The organism is Maritimibacter sp. 55A14 (assembly GCF_003122205.1).
GTDB lineage: Bacteria > Pseudomonadota > Alphaproteobacteria > Rhodobacterales > Rhodobacteraceae > QEYE01.
On record NZ_QEYE01000025.1, the window covers coordinates 1 to 17,382 of the forward strand.

Annotated in this window: 26 protein-coding genes; 23 read left to right on the forward strand and 3 right to left on the reverse strand. The window is 66.6% G+C overall.

The features are described 5' to 3' along the window. Window positions 1-543: 543 nt before the first annotated feature. Window positions 544-789 carry a hypothetical protein gene (locus DDZ14_RS19475; protein WP_146193169.1) on the reverse strand — a complete coding sequence of 82 codons (246 nt, stop codon included), beginning with the start codon at window positions 787-789 and terminating at the stop codon, window positions 544-546. A gap of 6 nt (window positions 790-795) precedes the next feature. Then, the gene (locus DDZ14_RS16560) at window positions 796-1,209 is read right to left on the reverse strand and encodes a helix-turn-helix domain-containing protein (protein ID WP_109426092.1); all 414 of its coding nucleotides are present in this window, start codon (window positions 1,207-1,209) and stop codon (window positions 796-798) included. A gap of 80 nt (window positions 1,210-1,289) precedes the next feature. On the opposite strand from DDZ14_RS16560, the gene DDZ14_RS16565 reads away from it, so the two are divergent. The 13 genes from DDZ14_RS16565 to DDZ14_RS16625 all read left to right on the forward strand — a co-directional run bounded on the left by DDZ14_RS16565 (window position 1,290) and on the right by DDZ14_RS16625 (window position 11,097). Beyond that, window positions 1,290-1,688 (forward strand): mercuric transporter MerT family protein, encoded by a 399-nt coding sequence (locus tag DDZ14_RS16565; RefSeq protein WP_109426093.1) that lies wholly within the window; start codon window positions 1,290-1,292, stop codon window positions 1,686-1,688. A gap of 9 nt (window positions 1,689-1,697) precedes the next feature. After that, a complete protein-coding gene (locus DDZ14_RS16570) occupies window positions 1,698-2,027 on the forward strand; it encodes a heavy-metal-associated domain-containing protein (RefSeq protein ID WP_109426094.1) in 330 nt (109 codons plus the stop codon). A gap of 10 nt (window positions 2,028-2,037) precedes the next feature. Beyond that, entirely contained in the window at window positions 2,038-2,286 is a 249-nt protein-coding gene (merF, locus tag DDZ14_RS16575) for a mercury resistance system transport protein MerF (protein ID WP_109426095.1), read from the forward strand. A 1-nt stretch (window position 2,287) separates the two neighbouring features. After that, complete coding sequence (gene merA / locus DDZ14_RS16580; protein WP_109426096.1) at window positions 2,288-3,712, forward strand: mercury(II) reductase; 1,425 nt, start codon at window positions 2,288-2,290, stop codon at window positions 3,710-3,712. Between the two features lie 142 nt (window positions 3,713-3,854). Next, window positions 3,855-4,163: a heavy-metal-associated domain-containing protein gene (locus tag DDZ14_RS16585; protein WP_109426097.1), complete on the forward strand. Its 309-nt coding sequence runs from the start codon at window positions 3,855-3,857 to the stop codon at window positions 4,161-4,163. Next, window positions 4,160-5,107 (forward strand): transporter, encoded by a 948-nt coding sequence (locus DDZ14_RS16590; RefSeq protein WP_199221365.1) that lies wholly within the window; start codon window positions 4,160-4,162, stop codon window positions 5,105-5,107. Before DDZ14_RS16585 ends, DDZ14_RS16590 begins: the two co-directional genes overlap by 4 nt. 10 nt (window positions 5,108-5,117) lie before the next feature. Continuing rightward, window positions 5,118-6,101: an NHL repeat-containing protein gene (locus DDZ14_RS16595; RefSeq protein ID WP_109426099.1), complete on the forward strand. Its 984-nt coding sequence runs from the start codon at window positions 5,118-5,120 to the stop codon at window positions 6,099-6,101. Window positions 6,102-6,510: 409 nt separating this feature from the next. Continuing rightward, on the forward strand, window positions 6,511-6,894 hold the full coding sequence (locus DDZ14_RS16600; protein WP_109426100.1) for a hypothetical protein: 384 nt from the start codon (window positions 6,511-6,513) through the stop codon (window positions 6,892-6,894). A 138-nt stretch (window positions 6,895-7,032) separates the two neighbouring features. Beyond that, window positions 7,033-8,484, forward strand: a complete 1,452-nt coding sequence (locus tag DDZ14_RS16605) for a multicopper oxidase family protein (RefSeq protein ID WP_109426101.1) — start codon at window positions 7,033-7,035, stop codon at window positions 8,482-8,484. 13 nt (window positions 8,485-8,497) lie between these two features. After that, complete coding sequence (locus DDZ14_RS16610; protein WP_109426102.1) at window positions 8,498-9,220, forward strand: cytochrome c family protein; 723 nt, start codon at window positions 8,498-8,500, stop codon at window positions 9,218-9,220. Continuing rightward, window positions 9,217-10,146, forward strand: coding sequence for a hypothetical protein (locus tag DDZ14_RS16615; RefSeq protein ID WP_233252623.1), 930 nt, complete (start codon window positions 9,217-9,219; stop codon window positions 10,144-10,146). The genes DDZ14_RS16610 and DDZ14_RS16615 overlap by 4 nt, the downstream gene beginning before the upstream one ends. Window positions 10,147-10,157: 11 nt before the next feature. After that, entirely contained in the window at window positions 10,158-10,577 is a 420-nt protein-coding gene (locus DDZ14_RS16620) for a DUF411 domain-containing protein (protein WP_109426103.1), read from the forward strand. Next, window positions 10,570-11,097, forward strand: coding sequence for a hypothetical protein (locus DDZ14_RS16625; protein WP_233252624.1), 528 nt, complete (start codon window positions 10,570-10,572; stop codon window positions 11,095-11,097). Before DDZ14_RS16620 ends, DDZ14_RS16625 begins: the two co-directional genes overlap by 8 nt. 41 nt (window positions 11,098-11,138) lie before the next feature. On the opposite strand, the gene DDZ14_RS16630 is transcribed toward DDZ14_RS16625, so the two are convergent. Beyond that, window positions 11,139-11,657 (reverse strand): YHS domain-containing (seleno)protein, encoded by a 519-nt coding sequence (locus DDZ14_RS16630; protein ID WP_233252625.1) that lies wholly within the window; start codon window positions 11,655-11,657, stop codon window positions 11,139-11,141. 117 nt (window positions 11,658-11,774) lie between these two features. Here DDZ14_RS16630 and DDZ14_RS16635 point away from each other — a divergent pair, with 117 nt between their 5' ends. The 10 genes from DDZ14_RS16635 to DDZ14_RS16680 all read left to right on the forward strand — a co-directional run bounded on the left by DDZ14_RS16635 (window position 11,775) and on the right by DDZ14_RS16680 (window position 16,862). Continuing rightward, window positions 11,775-12,224: a cytochrome c gene (locus DDZ14_RS16635; RefSeq protein WP_369915247.1), complete on the forward strand. Its 450-nt coding sequence runs from the start codon at window positions 11,775-11,777 to the stop codon at window positions 12,222-12,224. Continuing rightward, entirely contained in the window at window positions 12,221-12,793 is a 573-nt protein-coding gene (locus tag DDZ14_RS16640) for a DsbE family thiol:disulfide interchange protein (RefSeq protein ID WP_109426106.1), read from the forward strand. Before DDZ14_RS16635 ends, DDZ14_RS16640 begins: the two co-directional genes overlap by 4 nt. After that, entirely contained in the window at window positions 12,790-13,311 is a 522-nt protein-coding gene (locus tag DDZ14_RS16645; protein WP_109426107.1) for a TlpA disulfide reductase family protein, read from the forward strand. The genes DDZ14_RS16640 and DDZ14_RS16645 overlap by 4 nt, the downstream gene beginning before the upstream one ends. Before the next feature lie 3 nt (window positions 13,312-13,314). Beyond that, on the forward strand, window positions 13,315-13,590 hold the full coding sequence (locus DDZ14_RS16650; RefSeq protein WP_109426108.1) for a hypothetical protein: 276 nt from the start codon (window positions 13,315-13,317) through the stop codon (window positions 13,588-13,590). A 27-nt stretch (window positions 13,591-13,617) separates the two neighbouring features. Then, entirely contained in the window at window positions 13,618-13,893 is a 276-nt protein-coding gene (locus DDZ14_RS16655) for a hypothetical protein (protein ID WP_109426109.1), read from the forward strand. A gap of 61 nt (window positions 13,894-13,954) precedes the next feature. Continuing rightward, window positions 13,955-14,605: an SCO family protein gene (locus DDZ14_RS16660; RefSeq protein ID WP_109426110.1), complete on the forward strand. Its 651-nt coding sequence runs from the start codon at window positions 13,955-13,957 to the stop codon at window positions 14,603-14,605. Next, window positions 14,602-15,042 (forward strand): copper chaperone PCu(A)C, encoded by a 441-nt coding sequence (locus DDZ14_RS16665; protein ID WP_109426111.1) that lies wholly within the window; start codon window positions 14,602-14,604, stop codon window positions 15,040-15,042. The genes DDZ14_RS16660 and DDZ14_RS16665 overlap by 4 nt, the downstream gene beginning before the upstream one ends. Continuing rightward, the gene (locus DDZ14_RS16670) at window positions 15,039-15,644 is read left to right on the forward strand and encodes a cytochrome-c oxidase (protein ID WP_109426112.1); all 606 of its coding nucleotides are present in this window, start codon (window positions 15,039-15,041) and stop codon (window positions 15,642-15,644) included. Before DDZ14_RS16665 ends, DDZ14_RS16670 begins: the two co-directional genes overlap by 4 nt. Then, complete coding sequence (locus tag DDZ14_RS16675) at window positions 15,641-16,141, forward strand: hypothetical protein (protein ID WP_109426113.1); 501 nt, start codon at window positions 15,641-15,643, stop codon at window positions 16,139-16,141. Before DDZ14_RS16670 ends, DDZ14_RS16675 begins: the two co-directional genes overlap by 4 nt. Beyond that, on the forward strand, window positions 16,134-16,862 hold the full coding sequence (locus tag DDZ14_RS16680) for a cytochrome c biogenesis CcdA family protein (RefSeq protein WP_109426114.1): 729 nt from the start codon (window positions 16,134-16,136) through the stop codon (window positions 16,860-16,862). Before DDZ14_RS16675 ends, DDZ14_RS16680 begins: the two co-directional genes overlap by 8 nt. Window positions 16,863-17,382: the final 520 nt, after the last annotated feature.

A 17,382-nucleotide genomic window follows, 5' to 3' on the forward strand; every position in this document is an offset into this window, starting at 1 on the left:
GGGATACGGTCGATCGGGATCTTCATCTCGGCGTTCTTCATCATCGAGATCACGTTCTGCTTCTCGAACCCGGCCTCCTGGGCGATCTCGCGCTGGCTCTTGCCGGAGACACCGATCGCCATCTTCAGCAGATCGGCGGTGGGGCTTTTCCTGGTCGAATTGTTCATGTGTCGGCACCTCTTCATGACTGACTTCAATTGCGTCGATGCACAGTGATAGTCAGTCGCGCGGGGTCCGTGCCCGGCACTTGGTTCTGATCTCCGGGTGGGTGCTGTTTCGGGGGGGGGGGCCGAGCCCGAGGGCTGCACACGTCATCAGGGGCCCAGTGAGCGTCACTGGCTGGCTTCAGGGGATTTCATGGGGGAGACAGTGACCGGGACCTTGCGCCAGCGTACGGGCGTTTCAGAGAAACCCGATGTACGTTTTCCGGTCCAGGACTTCGTGCAACCAAGGCCAGCCACCGAAGGTTCCATTCCGATACCGCCGCCGCAAGACCGCCAGCAGGGAGCGCGAAACGTCATGCCGTGTGGCCGTCGTCGACGCCTAGCGGTGTCCGGCAATGCTTTCCTCTAATCCGAAGCTTGTCGGCAACGCTCCAGTGTCGGCGGCGCGCCGCATCCGGTGCAGAAAGAACTTCGATTTCGGATCTGAACGTAGGATCTGCCATAAGGTCGGACTTAACATCGTTGCACCGATCCCGGAAGGATACGGTCCAGCCTGTAACCCATAGCTAATACGATCCGCACCAATATGCGTCACCCAGGCAGGGCCGCCGGGCTTGATCGTCATGATGTCTCACGCTGTCAGCGCCTCCAGCACGGGGCAATCGGGCACCTCGTCGCCGGAGCACTGCGCCGCCGTCTCGGCCAGGACCCGCTCGATGCGCTTGAGATCGGCGATCTTCTCACGCACGTCGGCAAGATGCCGTTCGGTGCGTTCCTTCACCTCGGCGCAGGTCTGCGTCCCGCGATCGACGAGCGCGAGCAACCCCCGGATTTCGTCGAGCGAGAAGCCCAGCTCACGCGCGCGCAGGATGAAGCCGAGCCGCTCCAAATGGCCGTCATCGTAAACGCGATAACCGGCTTCCGAGCGCGGCGGCGGTGGCATCATGCCGATCTTCTCGTAGTAGCGGATGGTCTCCAGGTTGCAGCCGGTCCGGCGCGCGAGCGCTGCCCGATGCAATCCCTTCCCTGACGTGCCGTGTTTCATCTTTTCTGCAAGAACCCCTTGAGCCTGTAGTTACTACAGACCTTACCTTGAATGATGAGCTAGATCGAGGACAGACCGACATGCTTGAAGCGCGAACCGGCTCGGAAGCCCACGAAGCCCAAGGAAAGACGGGGGAAAACAGAACGCGCTGGTACGCGGCCGGCGGGCTGATCGGCGCCGTTCTGGCGTCATCCTGCTGCATCGCACCGCTTGTTCTGCTGACGCTTGGCGTCTCGGGGGCATGGATCGGCAACCTGACGGCACTGGAGCCCTACAAGCCGTACTTCGCCGCAGTCACCCTCGTCTTCATCGGGCTCGGCTTCCATCAGGTGTATGTCAAGCCGAAGAAGGCTTGCGCCGAGGACAGCTACTGCGCGCGGCCGCAGTCCTCAATCATCACACAAACGGCCCTCTGGATCGGGACGGCGCTGGTCATTCTGGCGCTGACGATCAACTGGTGGGCGCCGCTGTTCTATTAGGAGACCGCCATGAAACGACCCCTCGTCATCACTGCCGCCGCCGCCCTGCTGAGTATCGGCGCGGCACTTGCCATGACACCCGTGGCACAGGCGAGCGCTCAGTCGGCAACTGGGGCGGCGGAAACCGCCGCGCAAACCTTCGCGATCGAAAACATGACCTGCGCCATGTGCCCGATCACCGTGCGCAAGGCCATGGAAGGGGTCGAGGGGGTGCGCTCCGTCCAGGTGGACTTCGAGGCCAAGACCGCCACGGTCGTGTTCGACCCGAGCGCCACATCTGCCGCGGCTATCGCCGCCGCGTCGACGAATGCGGGATATCCCGCCAAGCCGGAATCGTGAGGGAGCGCGAATGAAAGACGCCACGATCATCAAGACCGGTGTCATCGGCACGGTCATCGCCGCCATCTGCTGCTTCACGCCCGTGCTGGTCATCGGGCTGGGCGTGGTTGGCCTCTCGGCCTGGCTCGGCTGGCTCGACTATGTCTTGTTCCCGGCCCTCGCCGCCTTCATGGGAATCACGGCCTACGGTCTCTGGCGGCGCCAGCGGGCGGCCGCCTGCTGCAAAACCGGCAAAACGACAACAAAGGAAGACATCTGACATGACCGACTGTTGCACACCACCCTCGGGCGGGCGCTACGACCTGGCCGTTGTCGGCGCGGGCTCGGCGGGGTTCTCCGCCGCCATCACGGCGGCCGAACAGGGCGCGAATGTCGCGCTGATCGGCCACGGCACAATCGGCGGCACCTGTGTCAATGTGGGCTGCGTGCCGTCGAAGACCATGATCCGCGCCGCCGAGGCCCTGCATGTTGCGCGCGCCGCCAGCCGTTTCCCCGGCCTTGCCGGAGAGGCGCAGGTGACGGACTGGCCAGCTCTTGTGGACGCCAAGGACGACCTCGTGGCGAGCCTCCGCCAAGGCAAGTACGTCGACCTGCTGTCCGCCTGGCCCGGCATTTCCTATGTCGACGGGGCCGCACGCCTGAGCCCTGACGGCATCGCCGTTAACGGACAGACCGTCCCGGCAGGCAATGCCATCATCACGACCGGCGCCGTGCCGGCAAAGCCGGACATCCCCGGCATCGACAACGTGCCCTGGCTGACCAGCACCACCGCGCTGGAGCTGACGGACCTGCCCCGCTCGCTGATCGTGATCGGCGGCGGCTATGTCGGCTGCGAGCTTGCGCAGATGTTCGCGCGCATGGGCACGGCGGTGACGCTGGTGACCCGTTCGCATCTGCTACCCGAGGTCGAGCCGGAGGTATCGGAAGCACTGACCGGCTATCTGCGCGACGAGGGCCTGGCCGTGCGCGATGGCCTCGCCTATCGGCGGATCTTGCAAGCGAATGGCGGCGTTGCCCTGACCGTGGAGATCGACGGACAGGATGAAACGCTGACGGCGGAACAGGTGCTGGTGGCGACAGGGCGAACACCCAACACGCGCGGGCTCGGCCTTCCAGAGAACGGTGTGCAACTCGGCAACAATGGTGCCATCCCGGTCGACGAGCGGATGCGCACCTCGAAGGCCGGTCTCTACGCCGCCGGCGATGTGACCGGGCGCGACCAGTTCGTCTACATGGCCGCCTACGGCGCCAGGATCGCCGCGCTCAACGCGTTGAACGGCGACAGCCTCGTCTACGACAACGCCGCCATGCCCTGGGTGGTGTTCACCGACCCGCAGGTGGCGGGCGTGGGCCTGAGCGAGGCCGCGGCCAGAGACGCGGGCTATGACGTCAAGACCTCGGTCCTGCCGCTCGACCAGGTGCCCCGTGCGCTTGCGGCGCGCGATACGCGCGGGCTCATCAAGCTGGTCGCGGACGCAGGAACCGACCGCCTGCTCGGCGGCCAGCTCCTCGCGCCCGAGGGTGCCGACAGTGTCCAGACGCTGGCGCTTGCCCTCAAGACCGGCATGACGGCGAAGGCGCTCGGCGAGACGATCTTTCCGTACCTGACCACCGTCGAGGGACTGAAGCTCGCCGCGCAGACCTTCGACAAGGACGTGGCGATGCTGTCCTGCTGTGCGGGTTAGGCGTCTCCGTCACCTCGCGGGATGACCGCACGCGCGGCACCATGAGGGTCCGGTACGGCCCACGAGGAGGAAGCACATGGCGAATCCGACCAATGGCAGGACGGCAGAGAGCCGACCGAGCCGCAAGAGAAGGTTGCAGCCGATGCGTAAGTTGCTCCCGCCAATCCTGTTGGCACTCGCCCTGACCGTCGCCACGGCGGCCCACGCCGCCGGCCCCACCTACAGGGTGCATGTCGCCGGCCTCGCCTGCCCGTTCTGCGCCTACGGGATCGAGAAGAGCCTGGGCGCGATCGACGGGGTCGCGCGCGTCGAGACCCATATCGAAGACGGCGTGGTCATTGTCGAGATGGCCGAGGGCAAGACGCTCGACCGGGCGGAGGCGGCGCAGGCCGTTGAGGATGCGGGCTTCACGCTGGACGGTTTCGAGGCACCGGCGGGCGGCAGCCAATGAGGACAGACGACGCCCGCATGCAGATACACACCCCCTCTTCCCTCTCCCGATCCGCCCCTGGCCTGTTGCTTCTCGCCCTGACGGCGAGCCTTCCAACTGACGCGACCGCCGCTTCGCAGACCTTCAACACGGCGCTGCCCGTCGCCAAGGGCGAGTTCGTGTTTCGCCAGCAGCTCCTCTACCGTAAGGCCGATGATGACCCGAGCGCTTTGAGCCGGGATCTGGAGGTGCGGGGCAGCATCTCGGTGCTCGGCTTTGGCGCAACGGGCGATCTGGCCCTCTTCGGCGTCGTTCCCTTTCTCGACAAGAGCCTCGATCTCACGACCTCCGGCGGCGCGCGCGTGAACCGCGACACAAGTGGCCTCGGCGACATTCGCCTGTTCGGCCGCTACACGGCGTTTCGCGCCGACGCCAAGGGACGCACCTTCCGGATCGCCCCCTTCGCCGGCATCGAGCTTCCCACAGGCGATGACGACGATGCCGACAGCCTGGGTCCGCTTCCCGCCACGCTGCAACTGGGCTCGGGCTCCTGGGACCCGTTCTTCGGCGTCGTAGCCACCTGGCAGACGCTTCAATTCCAGATCGACGCGCAGGCCAGCTACAAGGTCAACACCGAGGCAAACGGCTTCGAGTTCGGCGATGAGCTGCGCCTCGACGCCTCGCTGCAATATCGCCTCTGGCCGCGCGAGCTGGGCGCGGGCGTGCCGGGGTTCCTCTATGGCGTGCTTGAGGGCAACTTCGTGCACCGGGCGAAGAACCGGATCGGCGGCGCCGATGATCCCGATTCCGGCGGCGAGCAGCTCTTCATCTCGCCGGGACTGCAATACGTGACCAAGCGATGGGTGGCAGAGGCCATCGTGCAGCTTCCGGTCGCCCAGAATCTCAATGGCGCGGCGCTTGAGGACGATGTCATCATCCGGACCGGGTTCCGGGTCAATTTCTGAGGGCGCCCGGATGGTGACGCGCAAGACGATCCTGAAAGCGCTCGCGGCCGTGGCCGGGGTGCTTGTGCTGCTGGTTCTGGCCGGCTGGATCGCCTTCGTCCCTTCGGCCAGAGAACCCGGCTACGAGTTCGTCAAGGCCTGGGGCGGCAAGGGCACCGCACCCGGCGAGTTCAGTGACCCGACCGGACTCGCCGTGGCCGGCAATGAGCTTTTCGTCGCCGATGCCCGCAACGGCCGTATCCAGGTCTTCGATCTCGACGGCACCTTCAAGCGGATGTTCGGTCAGCCCGGCGACGGTCCGCGCGAATTCGGGCGGCCGATGAACCTCACGATCCATAATGGCGCGCTCTATGTGCCGGAGTATTTCAACGACCGTATCCAAGTCTTCGGTCTCGATGGAACGTCCAAACGGCTCATCGGCGAACCGGGCGACGGTCGCGGCGAGTTCAACGCCCCGGGCGGTCTGGCCGTCGGGCCGGATGGCGGCCTCTACGTCGCCGACTTCTACAATCAGCGCGTCCAGCACCTGCGCGCCGATGGCAGCTTGGTGCGCCAGTGGGGCACGACCGGCGAGTTCGGCAATGGCCCAGGCGAATTCAACTACCCGACTGACGTGGCGTTGGCCAGCGACGGGCGTTTATTCGTCGCCGATGGCTATGGCGACCGCGTGCAGGTCTTCGGGCCCGACGGCGCATTTTCCCACAAATGGGGCGGCCCGTTCGCGATGAACATCTTCGGACCTTTCCAGGGATGGTTCGCCACGGTCACGAGCATCGCCATCGGCCCGGAGGGCAATGTCTTCGTTGCCGACTTCTACAACGACCGGGTTCAGAAGTTCGCGCCGGACGGCACCTTTCTCACCGCCTTCGGCGAGACCGGCGCGGGCCCCGGGGAACTCCGCCACGCCATGGCCATCACCGTGGCCGAGGACGGCAGTGTCTTCGTTGCCGACTTCCTCAACAACCGCATCCAGAAATGGCGGCCGCGAGAGTGAAATTGCCGGTCCTTGTTGTGCAAGGCCTTACACCACTGCGGACATAGGCTCTGGTCCGCTCACGTTGCCCGGGCGCTCTCGATCAACCCTGTGCAATCTTCTGCGGCGCACAGAACCGGCCCGAGCCCATTGCGATCTTGAGCTACCCAAGGTGGTCCGTTAGCTTCCGCGCCATCAACTATAATTGCGAGGATCGCGGCCATGGTGGGATCTCTCAGGGGGCTCTGGCCCTGCTCACACGAACGCGGATGACCGGGCTTCATCGTCGCTGCGATCATGGCCCCGCTCACTTTGTGGGATGCATGGGTTGTGATGCGCGCTGCGTGGGATGAGCTTCCCGTGCCTCCCGATGCGGGCATTCGGGCGCCGCGGCTCCCGCAGGGGCTCCGCCACCCACCAGGCAATGTGAGTGGACAAGACGACCGATCGCGCCTATTTCCTTCGCATGAAGCGCTTTCTGCCGGTCATGCCATTGCTGTTCCTCGCGGTGTTCGCGGCGGGTATCATCACGCATGCGGTGAGCGCGAATGCGATGGCGCTGGATATGGCGATTGCGGACGGCGGCGCGATGTCGATGGCCGACTGTCAGGGCTGTCCCACGGACAATGACGGCGATCCCGACGAGGCCGCCTGCGAGTTGGTCTGTACGGCGCCTGCGATGTCCCTCCTTTATGGCGCGGCGTCCGCCCAATATGTGACGCCTTTACTCGGTCACGCCCCGCCAATCGGCATGCCCCTTCCGAATGGGCTGCGCGCACCGCCGGATCCGTTCCCCCCTCGATCCCTCATCTGATCTGACGTCACGGACGCCAGCCTGGGCGCTACCGTGATCGTCCGCGTGCGTATCCGCGCATCTGACTGGCGCCGGAATACGTTTATCACTCACGTCACACACGCGAGTCCGTCGGCACGTATCAGATGAGACAAGAACATGAGCTCGAGATTTCCATCAGCGCTGACACGCCGCCGCTTTCTGGCCGGCAGCGCCGCGGCCGGTGCCGTACTGCCCCTGGGGCCGGCATGGGCCGACACCCACCGAACCTTCACATTGCGCGCGGCACCGGGGCGCGCGCGGCTCGTCCCCGCCCCCTGGGGCGAGAGCGATGTCTGGTGCTATGGCGGCACCGTACCGGGGCCCGGGCTCCGGGTGCGGCAGGGCGATCGCTTGCGCATCGAGGTGGAGAATGCACTGGCTGAGGAAACCACCGTGCACTGGCACGGGCTGCGGGTGCCGAACGCCATGGATGGCGTGCCGCATCTCACGCAGGCGCCCATAACGCCCGGCGGCACCTTCGCCTACGAGTTCGACGCGGTCGATGCCGGCACCTTCTGGTATCACCCGCACCAGCGAAGTTTCGAGCAGGTCGGCCGCGGGCTTTATGGTGCGCTGATCATCGAGGAGGCCGAACCGCCACGGGTGGACCGCGAGCTTCTCTGGGTGCTCGACGACTGGCGGCTGACGCAGGCCGCGGCCATCGCCGACGATTTCGGCGGCTTTCACGACAAGAGCCATGCCGGGCGTTTGGGCAACACCGTGACCATCAACGGTCGGGTGCCTGATGCCGTGCCCGTCCGCGCGGGCGAGCGGATCCGCCTGCGCCTGATCAACGCCGCGAATGCCCGCATCTTCGCGCTGGACTTCGGCAATCCCGCGCCGCGGATCATCGCGCTGGACGGGCAGCCGGTCGCGCCGCACGCCGCCCCCGGCGGGCGGGTCGTACTCGGCCCGGCGATGCGTGCCGATCTGATCCTCGACGTGACCGGAGCACGCGGCACGACGACCAGCGTCACCGACAGGTTTTCCGCGCGGGATGCCTATCGTCTCGTCGATCTGACCGTCGTCGAGACCCGCCTTCGGGATGCGCCGCCCGACTGGCCCATGGCACTTGTGCCCAACCCGCTGCCCGAGCCCGACCTCACCCGCGCCCTGCGCCACGCGGTGACCTTCACCGGCGGCATGATGGGCGGGATGGTCGAGCGCCAGATGGGTCTGGCCGGCGGCGGCGGCATGGGGGGCATGATGGGCGGTGGCATGATGAACCGGATGCACGATGGCGGCATCTGGTTTGTCAACGGCGTCGCGGCGGAGGGCCACATCCTCGACCCGCTGCTGGTGCTGGAGCGGGACGCGACCCACGTCATCGCGATGACGAACGCCACGGCCTTTCACCACCCGATCCACCTGCACGGCCATTCCTTCCGCGTGCTCAGCCGCAACGGCGCGCCGACGGCCCGCCGCGAGTGGCAGGACACCGTCCTGATGGCCCCGCGCGAGCGCGTCGAAATCGCCTTCGTCGCCGACAATCCCGGCGACTGGATGTTCCACTGCCACATCCTCGAACACCAGGCGGGTGGCATGATGGGCGTGATCCGCGTGGCGTGAGGGGAAAGACATCATGCACAAGACAGCCATCATCATCGCGCTTGTTGCGGCATTCGGCACCGATAACGCCCGTGCCGACGGGAACGTGGAGCGGGGCGCCGTTCTCTACCGGGCCTGCGTCGCCTGCCACGCGCTGGAACCGGGCCTGCATCTGACGGGGCCAAGTCTCGGTGGAATCTGGAACCGCGCGGCCGGGGAAGCTGCGGGTTTCACGCGGTATTCCGAGAACCTGCGCGGCGCGGGGTTCCAGTGGAACCGTGCCGCGCTCGACGGGTGGCTCGAGAACCCCGCCGCCATGATCGAGGGGACAACGATGGTCTATGCCGGCCTGCCGGACCCGGCGGCGCGGGCCGACCTGATCGCCTTTCTCGAACGTGCGGGCCAGCCCGGCGGGGCCGAGGCTCTGGTCGCCGAGGGCGTGATCCCTGCCGGTTACCTGCGCGCGCAAGCGCCGCAGCCGGTCCACGACGCGCCGGCCCATGCCCGCGTCATCGCCATGCGCCATTGCGGCGACGGATACGAGATCGAAACCGCGGACGGGGTCAGCAGCCTGCACTGGGAGAAAAACATCCGCCTGAAGATCGACAGCACGGAAACCGGCCCGCCCGACGGCACAGGCGTCGTCCTGCCCGCGGGCATGCGCGGCGACCGTTTCTCCGTCATCTTCGCGAGCCTCGCCGATCTGGAACGCATCGTCACGACCGAATGCGCAGACGGCGAGGAGTCGCGGCCATGAATGGGCGCGTCGCATCTTTGACGCGGCGGTCCGTCCTGTATCTCGGGGTCGGCGGCGCGGTGCTGGCCCTTGCGGGGACAGGCCGGACGGCGACGCCGGAACTGGCGGGGGCTGTTGCGCTTGCTTTCGACAGCGACGCGCTGATTGCCGCGGGCGAACAGGTCTGGCATCTCGATCTGTCTGGCGGCATCGCGGCGCGTCTTTCCACGCCTCGCACACCGATCCGGGCGCTCGCCTGCCATCCTGCGCGCGCGGGGCGGATCTTTGCGGCGACCAGGGCCGGTGGCGTTACCCGCTCCGACGATGGCGGGCGGTCCTGGCACACAGCCTACGGCGAGCTTCCACAGACGCCGATCACCGCGCTCGCCATCGCGGCAGGGGCGCCGGACACGGTCTATGCCGCAGTGGCAGGCGACGGGCTCTGGCGCAGCGAGGATGCCGGCGAAACCTGGTCCTTCGTGATGGACCGCCCCTGGATCGCCGAGGCCGAGCGCGATGTCCTGACGCTGGCCTCGGTCAATCTCGCAAGCGGCATGGGCGGCATATGGATCTATGCCGGAACGCAAGCGGGGTTGACCCGAGTGCCCGACTGCTTCTGCCGCTGGCAGGACGTGGTCGCGGGCGACGCGATGGAGGCGTTGGTCGCGGGCACCGCGCCCGCACCGGAAGCTCCTTTGCCAGAGAGTGAGACCATACTTGCCCTCGTCTCGGCCCTCGCCGCGCCGGAACGGCTCTTCGCTGCGTTGCACTCGGGCCTCTGGGCCTCGGCCGACGGGGGCGTGACCTGGGATGCGGTCTCGGATCACCGCGCGACGGCGCTCGCCATTCACCCGACTGATCCGAACCGGATCGCCGCCGCGACGCCGGATGGCCTGATCCTGAGCCAAGACGGCGGCGCCAATTGGGCCGCGCTCCCGACCATCTGAAAGGAGACCGCATGATACGCACTACTCTCGCAGCTTTCCTGTCGCTCGCCACCCCGGCGCTTGCGGCGGAACCCGTCACCATCTGGCGCAGCCCCGGCTGCGGCTGCTGCGACGCCTATGCCGACTACCTCAAGAATGAGGGCTTCGATGTCACGGTGATCGACGACCGCAATTTCGACCGCCGCTCCGTCGAGATGGGCGTGCCCGAGCGCGGGATCGGCTGTCACCTCGCAATGATCGACGGCTACGTCGTCAGCGGTCTCGTTCCCTCCGACATCATCGAGCGGCTGCTCGAGGAGCGCCCGGACATCACCGGCATCACCCTGCCGGGCATGCCCGCCAACGCCCCCGGCATGGCGCCGCAAAAGACGGGCAGCCTGCGCACCTATTCCTTCGGACCCGACGGCGTGGAGGTCTATGCCGATGAATGATGCCCCGATCATCCCGCGAACGCCCCTTGTCGCTGCCATTGGCGATGCGCTGAGGGCGCTTTTCACGCCGCGCGGCCTGGTCACGATGCTGCTGGCAGGCGCCTGTGCAACCGTCGCCTTCGACTTCTTCGGCCAGAGCCTCAGCCCGATGCTGGGCTTTGCCAACCTCGCACCCGTCCCGCTGGCCAACAATGTGATTCAGACGCTGTTTGGCGCCACTTACCGACCCGGCGCAGAGTTCCTGCACTATTTTGCGGGGATGGTGGCCTATCCGCTGGGCTGGATGCTGCTCGCACGGCCCATCGCGCGGACGCTGGCGCCGGGTCTCGGCTGGGTGATGCCCGCTGCGGTCTACGGTGTCCTGCTCTGGGTCTTCGCGCTTTACATCATGGCGCACCTGATTGCCGGCAACCCGGCCTTCCTCGGATTCACAGGCATCACCTGGGTCGCGCTCATCGGCCATATCCTGTTCGCGCTGGTCGCAGCCTGGGTGGTGGCCTGGCGGGAGGGTGGATCGTGACCGGCCGGGCGGCCAAGCGCCGCGTCAGCACAGGGCGTTGGTCACACGCCGCGCACGATCTCGGGCCAGCGTATGTCCGCGCGGGCGATGAATCCTGGAATGTCGCCTTGCCACCGGTGCTGGATTTCGTCGTTGAAGTTCAGGTACAGGCGGTTCTCGACGATCGACCAGTTCCGCGGCTGCGTGCTGTAGAGCTTACCCTTCTCGGCGACGGCCCAGGCGCAGAATCCGCCATACCGCGGGGCAAAGCGCTCCGGGTCGACCGCGAAGGCATCCCGGTTGCCGGCCGAGGCGAAGCGCCAGGTCGCGCCGTTCCACTTCATCGCGAAAGCGGCGTCGCCGGGGACGGTGCGGCCCTCAGTGAAATAGGCGACCGGATCGGTACCGCGGATGGCAAGTCCCTCGATGGCGAAAACGGGCATCGGCGGCAGTTCCTGGAAGCCCTCTCGGAACAGGGCGGAGCCGGCCACCAAGGCGGCAACTGTTACAGTCACCGCGCCGGACGTTGCCAGCAGACGGCGTCGGTTCAATCGGGTCATAACGCTCTCCAAGTCGGTCATGATGCCGTTAGTGGGCATCCAATACAATGGAAGGTAGACGCCGGATCGGCCATTGTTACCACACCTCGCGGCAAGTTGAGCCACAACACCCCACGGCTCGCCCGGCGCCATTTTGCAATCCTCCCCGCGATTCTCACGCTTGCCGTGTTCAGCCCCGAGGCGCGCGCCGAACCGCCGGAGGGGCTGACCTTCCTCGGCGCACCGGTCACGGCCGGACAGATTGCGCTCGGGCAGGAGGTCTACGCGGCCAACTGCGCCTCCTGTCACGGGGTCAGCCTGGAAGGCCAGCCGGACTGGCGCAGGCGGAACGAGAACGGCCGGATGCCGGCGCCGCCGCACGATGCCAGCGGCCATTCATGGCACCATGCCGACCGCCAGCTATTCGCCATCACCAAGCTGGGCGTGAGCGCCATCGTGCCCGGCTACGAAAGCGACATGCCAGCGTTTCAAGGCACACTCACCGACGACGAGATCGCGGCGGCTCTCGCCTGGATCAAGAGCACCTGGCCCGCGCGCCCGCGCGGCTTTCAGGCGGAGGTGACGGCCAATGACGAGGGCGGGTCATGACGATCAGGGCGGAGCAAAACAGGCGCCGGGTCTCGCCGCTGGCGGTGTTGCCCTTGATGATCTTTGCCGGGCTTGGCGCCGCCTTCTACTGGGGGCTATTCAACAATGACGACCGGCTGCCTTCGACATTGATCGGCAAGCCGGTGCCGGAGTTCAACCTGCCGCCCATCGCGGGCCGCAGCGACGGTCTTGCCACCGCCGACCTGACCGGCGAGATTTCCATCGTCAATGTCTGGGCGTCGTGGTGCGTTCCCTGCCGGGTCGAGATGCCGCTACTGGTCGAATTGGCCGAAACGGGGACAGTTCCAATATTCGGCATCAACCACAGAGATCCACCCGACGCCGCACTGGCCTTTCTGGGCGAACTTGGCGACCCCTATACCCGCATCGGCGCCGACCGGAACGGGCGCGTGTCCATCGATTGGGGGGTCTACGGCCTGCCGGAAACCTTCGTGATCGATGGCGATGGGCGGATTGCCTACAAGCATGTCGGGCCTTTCGACCGCCGCGCGCTGGAGCAGGTAATTCTGCCTGTCGTGCGTCGGTTGCAGGCGGAGGACGGATCATGAGGCGGCGCGACCTGCTGGCCGGCGCGCTGGCGCTCGCCGCCACGCCCGCTGCCGCGCGGCCGCTTATGCCGCTGCACGAGACCCCGCGCGAGATGCTCTCGCCGCCTTACGTCGATGGCGACGGGCGCGACCTGACATTGGCGGATTTTCATGGCCGCGTGGTGCTGTTGAACATCTGGGCCACCTGGTGCGCGCCCTGCCGCGAAGAGATGCCGACGCTCGATGCGTTGCAGGCACGGCTCGGGGGTGACGATTTCCACGTCCTGCCGCTCTCCATCGACCGGGCGGGACTGCGCCCTGTGCGGCGTTTCTACGATGAGATCGGGATCCGGCATCTGGACATGTATTTGGCCGAGGACATCCGCGCGATGGCGGCCTTCGCGGTCGCGGGTCTGCCGACGACGATCCTGATCGACCGGCAGGGATTTGAGTTGGGCCGCCTTGCCGGACCCGCCGAATGGGACAGCGCGCGAAACGTGGCGCTGTTCGAAGCCATCATTGCAAATGAGAGGACCTGACCGATGACCGAAACACCCTATCCGACACCCGAAGCGCGCCCTGCCGGCATCCGCCTGCCATTTGGCCGCAGGGGGCTGGTGATTGCCGCCATGGCCATCACCGGCGCCGGCATGGCCCTGAACTGGGGCTGGCTCACGGCGATCGGGGCCGCGCCACTGATCCTGAGCCTCGCCCCCTGCGCCGTGATGTGCGCCACCGGATACTGCGTCATGTGCAAAAGCAAGGGCTGTGACGCGGACAAGACCCCGGCTGACGCGCCGGGTATGACGAGGGACTGACCCCCAAATCCAGCCAAGGAGACGACCATGACGACGAACACCAGACTTCGCCTTGCAGTCGCGTTTGCGGCTCTGATCGCCGCGCCTGTGGCCTTTGCGCAGGACGACGCCGCGCCCGGCCAGATGATGCAGGGCGACACCATGAACGGCAACATGATGGGCGGTGACTTGTCCGGCATGCAGAACATGATGGGCATGATGCAGATGATGCAACAGATGGGCCCGATGATGGAGGCCTGCACCGAGATGATGCAGGCAATGGCCGACCATCCCCGCGAGAGCATGCCGCAACAGGACGGCTGACGCCCGCGCCGGCCCGGCCCGGACGGTCGGGCCTGCGCCCTCTCACACCGAAAGAGACCCGATGACTTCAAGCAACCTCTCCATGTCGATCCTTCGCCGCAGCCTCCGGGTGCTCGCCGGGGCGGCCACGCTCGGCGTTGGATCCGTGCTCCTCTGGCAGGCGCGCGCCCCGCAGGACCTGCCCGCCCCGCTTGTCACCGGCGAGGCGGCGATCACCAACGCCTATACGCTCACCGACCACACCGGGCGGACGGTCACGGCCGATAGCTTCGCCGGCCAGTGGCAACTCGTCTTCTTCGGCTTCACCCACTGCCCCGACATCTGCCCGACGACGCTCGGCTACATGGCGCAAGTGATGGACCTGCTGGGGCCGGACGCCGAGCAGGTCACACCGATCTTCGTCACTGTGGACCCCGCCCGCGACACCCCAGACGTGATGGCCGCCTATGTCGAGGCGTTTCATCCCCGCATGGTGGGCCTCTCCGGGACGGAAGCGCAGGTCGCAGAGGCGGCGGCCAATTTCCGCGTCTGGTATGAGCGCAGCGAGGATGCGACCGCGCCTGACGGCTACACCGTGGCTCATGCCGGCCACATCTATGTAATGGCCCCCGATGGCGGCTTCGTCGATGTCTGGCTGGAAGGCGACGCGCCGGCGGACGCCTTCGCCGCAAACCTTGCTTCGCTCATTCAATCGACTGGAAATTCTTCATGAAAACGATTGCAATTGCCTTTCTCGCCGCCGCGCTTCCGGGGCTCGCCGCCGCTGACGTGATCGTCACCGCCCCCTGGGCGCGGGCCAGCATCCTCGTCAGCCGGCCCGGCGCCGCCTATCTCACCCTGACCAGCGATACCGGCGACCGCCTGATCGCCGTCAAGACCCCGGCAGCCGACCGTGCCATGCTTCACGGCACGGAGACGGACGCGGACGGCGTGTCCCGGATGGCGCATATCGAAGCGCTCGACCTGTCGCCCGGTGAGACCGTCACGCTTGCGCCCGGCGGCATGCATCTGATGCTGATGGGCCTTGCCGCAAAGCTTGAGGAAGGCGCCTCCTTCCCGCTGATCCTGCGGTTCGAGTCGGCGGGAGAGGTCGCGGTCGACGTGCCGGTGCTCGGTGTCGCCGCCACCGGGCCGGAGGGCGAGGAATGAAGCGCCTCCTCTTCGCCGTCCTGCTGCTTGTGCTTCCCGCCCTTCAGGCTGCCGCCCACCATCCCGGCGAGCGGATCGACGAGGTGATGGCGGAACGCGAGCCCGCCTTCGAGCCCACCGATCCGGGTCGCGCGCCAAGGCTGCGCGGGGCCGGGGCTGACAACGCACCGCTGCGCCTCGCCGGCCTTCAGGAGCGGATCGTCGTGGTCAGTTTCGCACTCCAGGACTGCGGCACGCTTTGTGCCGCGCAGCAGGCGCTTCTGCGCGAAGTGCAGGCGGGGGTGAACGTCACGCCGATGCGGGAGCGGACGATCTTCCCGACGGTCGGTCCCGCCACCGACGAGGGATGGGACGATGAGAACTGGCTACGGCTTGCGGCGGAGGATGGCGCGGCCGAGGCGGCATCGGCCTTCGCCGCCCTCTCCGACCGCGGCGGCAACGCGCCGACGGTCCATGTCATCGACCGGGGCGGACGCCATTCCGCCATATTCCATGGAGCGGATTTCACCCGTGTGAACCTGATCCTCTATATCAATGAACTGACCAACGCGCCGCCGCCGGATCCGGGCTGGCTCGACTGCATCCTCGCGGTGTTCCAATGACCGCGGTAATGTTCCCTTGTGCGGCAGAGGGGCGAAACTGGCTGATCGCGCTGCGCCGCTATCTTGCCCTTGCGGCAGCCGCGCATCTTTTCTGGGAATTTGCGCATCTGCCGCTCTACACGATCTGGCTGACCGGAACTGCCGGCGAGCTGGTCTTCGCGGCGGTGCATTGCACGGGCGGCGATATCCTGATCACGCGCAGCGCACTCGTGCTCGCGCTCCTGCTGTTCGCCGCGTCCGGCTGGCCGCAGGCGCGGGCGGGACGAGTGCTCGCTGCCGCGATCCTGTTTGGCGTCGGTTACACGATCTTCAGCGAATGGCTGAACATCGATGTGCGCGGGGCCTGGGCCTATCGCGAGATGATGCCCGTCATTCCGCTGATCGACGCGGGTCTCAGCCCGATCATGCAATGGGTGGTCGTTCCGCTCGCCGCCTATGCCTACGCGATTGGCTGGCAGCCGTGGCGTCGGGCGGCAGGGGAGGCGGCGCATGGCTGACCTCTCGATCATCGGCATGGCCGCCGCGCTGCTCGCCGGCGCGATCTCCTTCGTCTCGCCCTGCGTGCTGCCGCTGGTGCCGGGGTATGTCTCCTACATCGCCGGGCGGTCTGTCGGCGGCGCGGCGCAGCCGGATCGGGGTCAGGTCGTCTGGCTCAGCCTCTGTTTCGTGCTGGGGTTCTCGACGGTCTTCATGATGCTTGGCGCCTCGGCCACCGCAATCGGCCAGTCGCTGCTGCGCTGGCGGTTTGAGCTCAACATCCTGGGCGGCGGCATCATGATCCTGTTCGGGCTCTTCATGCTGGGCGCCGCGCGCATACAGGCGATGGAGCGCGACTTCCGCTTCCACCTCGACCTGCCGGGTGGGCGGCCCGTGGCCTCCTATGTTCTCGGACTTGCCTTCGGCTTCGGCTGGACCCCCTGCATCGGCCCGATCCTCGGCGCGATCCTCACCGCGAGCGCCACCAGCGCGACGGTCGGACAGGGCGTGGCGCTGCTCGCGATTTACTCCGCCGGGCTTGGTGTCCCGTTTCTGATCGTCGCCGCCTTCACCGACCGCCTCACGGGTCGCCTGCGCGGCGCGGGCCGCCTCGGGCGCCGCCTGCACCAGGGTGCTGGCGCTGTGATGATCGTGATGGGGCTTGCGATGATCACCGGGCAACTGAGCGCGATGTCCTACTGGCTGCTCGATGCGTTCCCAGTGCTCGGACGAATTGGATAAAAGCAGCTTGAGAGCAGGATCTTATAATGGAACCGCCATTCCTGGCAGCACACAGCTTTCCCGAACGGCTGCGAGCACGAGCCTCGCCTCACTGACGCTTTCGATTTCCACCAACCGACTCGCCGGATCCCATGAGATCCTGGCAGTCGGGTCAAGTTCCCGGACAGCCTGGATAAGTCGGCGAACGTCCGAGGAACCAGTACAAAGCGGCAGGTCTATGAGCAATTTCCATTCCTCCACTTGAAGGAATGGCTTACTCCAGCGCTGGAAGGTCAAGCCTCATCCGGCGCAACGAGAGTTGGGCCACAGCTTTCGCCCAAGGTGATGTTTGCTGCTGTCGCGAAGCACAGAATGTGGCCGCCAGGATGCCTGCAGAGAACGGACAGTTTGTCGCTCAGTACGAACCTCTGAGCTGGCATCAATGTTGCACCAAGGAGCGAACGGCGGGTCCGGGGAAGCTGCGGTGCAGCGCTTGACGGACAGGTCAAAGCCCGGTCAGGGCCGGTTCCGGATCAAGGTC

Coding starts and splice junctions, on each gene's coding strand:
- DDZ14_RS16670 (WP_109426112.1), top strand. CDS start 15,039: ATGAAGCGCCTCCTCTTCGCCGTCCTGCTGCTTGTGCTTCCCGCCCTT.
- DDZ14_RS16675 (WP_109426113.1), top strand. CDS start 15,641: ATGACCGCGGTAATGTTCCCTTGTGCGGCAGAGGGGCGAAACTGGCTG.
- DDZ14_RS16565 (WP_109426093.1), top strand. CDS start 1,290: ATGCTTGAAGCGCGAACCGGCTCGGAAGCCCACGAAGCCCAAGGAAAG.
- DDZ14_RS16615 (WP_233252623.1), top strand. CDS start 9,217: ATGAATGGGCGCGTCGCATCTTTGACGCGGCGGTCCGTCCTGTATCTC.
- DDZ14_RS16560 (WP_109426092.1), bottom strand. CDS start 1,209: ATGAAACACGGCACGTCAGGGAAGGGATTGCATCGGGCAGCGCTCGCG.
- merA (WP_109426096.1), top strand. CDS start 2,288: ATGACCGACTGTTGCACACCACCCTCGGGCGGGCGCTACGACCTGGCC.
- DDZ14_RS16650 (WP_109426108.1), top strand. CDS start 13,315: ATGACCGAAACACCCTATCCGACACCCGAAGCGCGCCCTGCCGGCATC.
- DDZ14_RS16590 (WP_199221365.1), top strand. CDS start 4,160: ATGAGGACAGACGACGCCCGCATGCAGATACACACCCCCTCTTCCCTC.
- merF (WP_109426095.1), top strand. CDS start 2,038: ATGAAAGACGCCACGATCATCAAGACCGGTGTCATCGGCACGGTCATC.
- DDZ14_RS16680 (WP_109426114.1), top strand. CDS start 16,134: ATGGCTGACCTCTCGATCATCGGCATGGCCGCCGCGCTGCTCGCCGGC.
- DDZ14_RS16655 (WP_109426109.1), top strand. CDS start 13,618: ATGACGACGAACACCAGACTTCGCCTTGCAGTCGCGTTTGCGGCTCTG.
- DDZ14_RS16605 (WP_109426101.1), top strand. CDS start 7,033: ATGAGCTCGAGATTTCCATCAGCGCTGACACGCCGCCGCTTTCTGGCC.
- DDZ14_RS16640 (WP_109426106.1), top strand. CDS start 12,221: ATGACGATCAGGGCGGAGCAAAACAGGCGCCGGGTCTCGCCGCTGGCG.
- DDZ14_RS16595 (WP_109426099.1), top strand. CDS start 5,118: ATGGTGACGCGCAAGACGATCCTGAAAGCGCTCGCGGCCGTGGCCGGG.
- DDZ14_RS16630 (WP_233252625.1), bottom strand. CDS start 11,657: ATGACCGACTTGGAGAGCGTTATGACCCGATTGAACCGACGCCGTCTG.
- DDZ14_RS16625 (WP_233252624.1), top strand. CDS start 10,570: ATGAATGATGCCCCGATCATCCCGCGAACGCCCCTTGTCGCTGCCATT.
- DDZ14_RS16660 (WP_109426110.1), top strand. CDS start 13,955: ATGACTTCAAGCAACCTCTCCATGTCGATCCTTCGCCGCAGCCTCCGG.
- DDZ14_RS16620 (WP_109426103.1), top strand. CDS start 10,158: ATGATACGCACTACTCTCGCAGCTTTCCTGTCGCTCGCCACCCCGGCG.
- DDZ14_RS16645 (WP_109426107.1), top strand. CDS start 12,790: ATGAGGCGGCGCGACCTGCTGGCCGGCGCGCTGGCGCTCGCCGCCACG.
- DDZ14_RS19475 (WP_146193169.1), bottom strand. CDS start 789: ATGACGATCAAGCCCGGCGGCCCTGCCTGGGTGACGCATATTGGTGCG.
- DDZ14_RS16665 (WP_109426111.1), top strand. CDS start 14,602: ATGAAAACGATTGCAATTGCCTTTCTCGCCGCCGCGCTTCCGGGGCTC.
- DDZ14_RS16610 (WP_109426102.1), top strand. CDS start 8,498: ATGCACAAGACAGCCATCATCATCGCGCTTGTTGCGGCATTCGGCACC.
- DDZ14_RS16570 (WP_109426094.1), top strand. CDS start 1,698: ATGAAACGACCCCTCGTCATCACTGCCGCCGCCGCCCTGCTGAGTATC.
- DDZ14_RS16585 (WP_109426097.1), top strand. CDS start 3,855: ATGCGTAAGTTGCTCCCGCCAATCCTGTTGGCACTCGCCCTGACCGTC.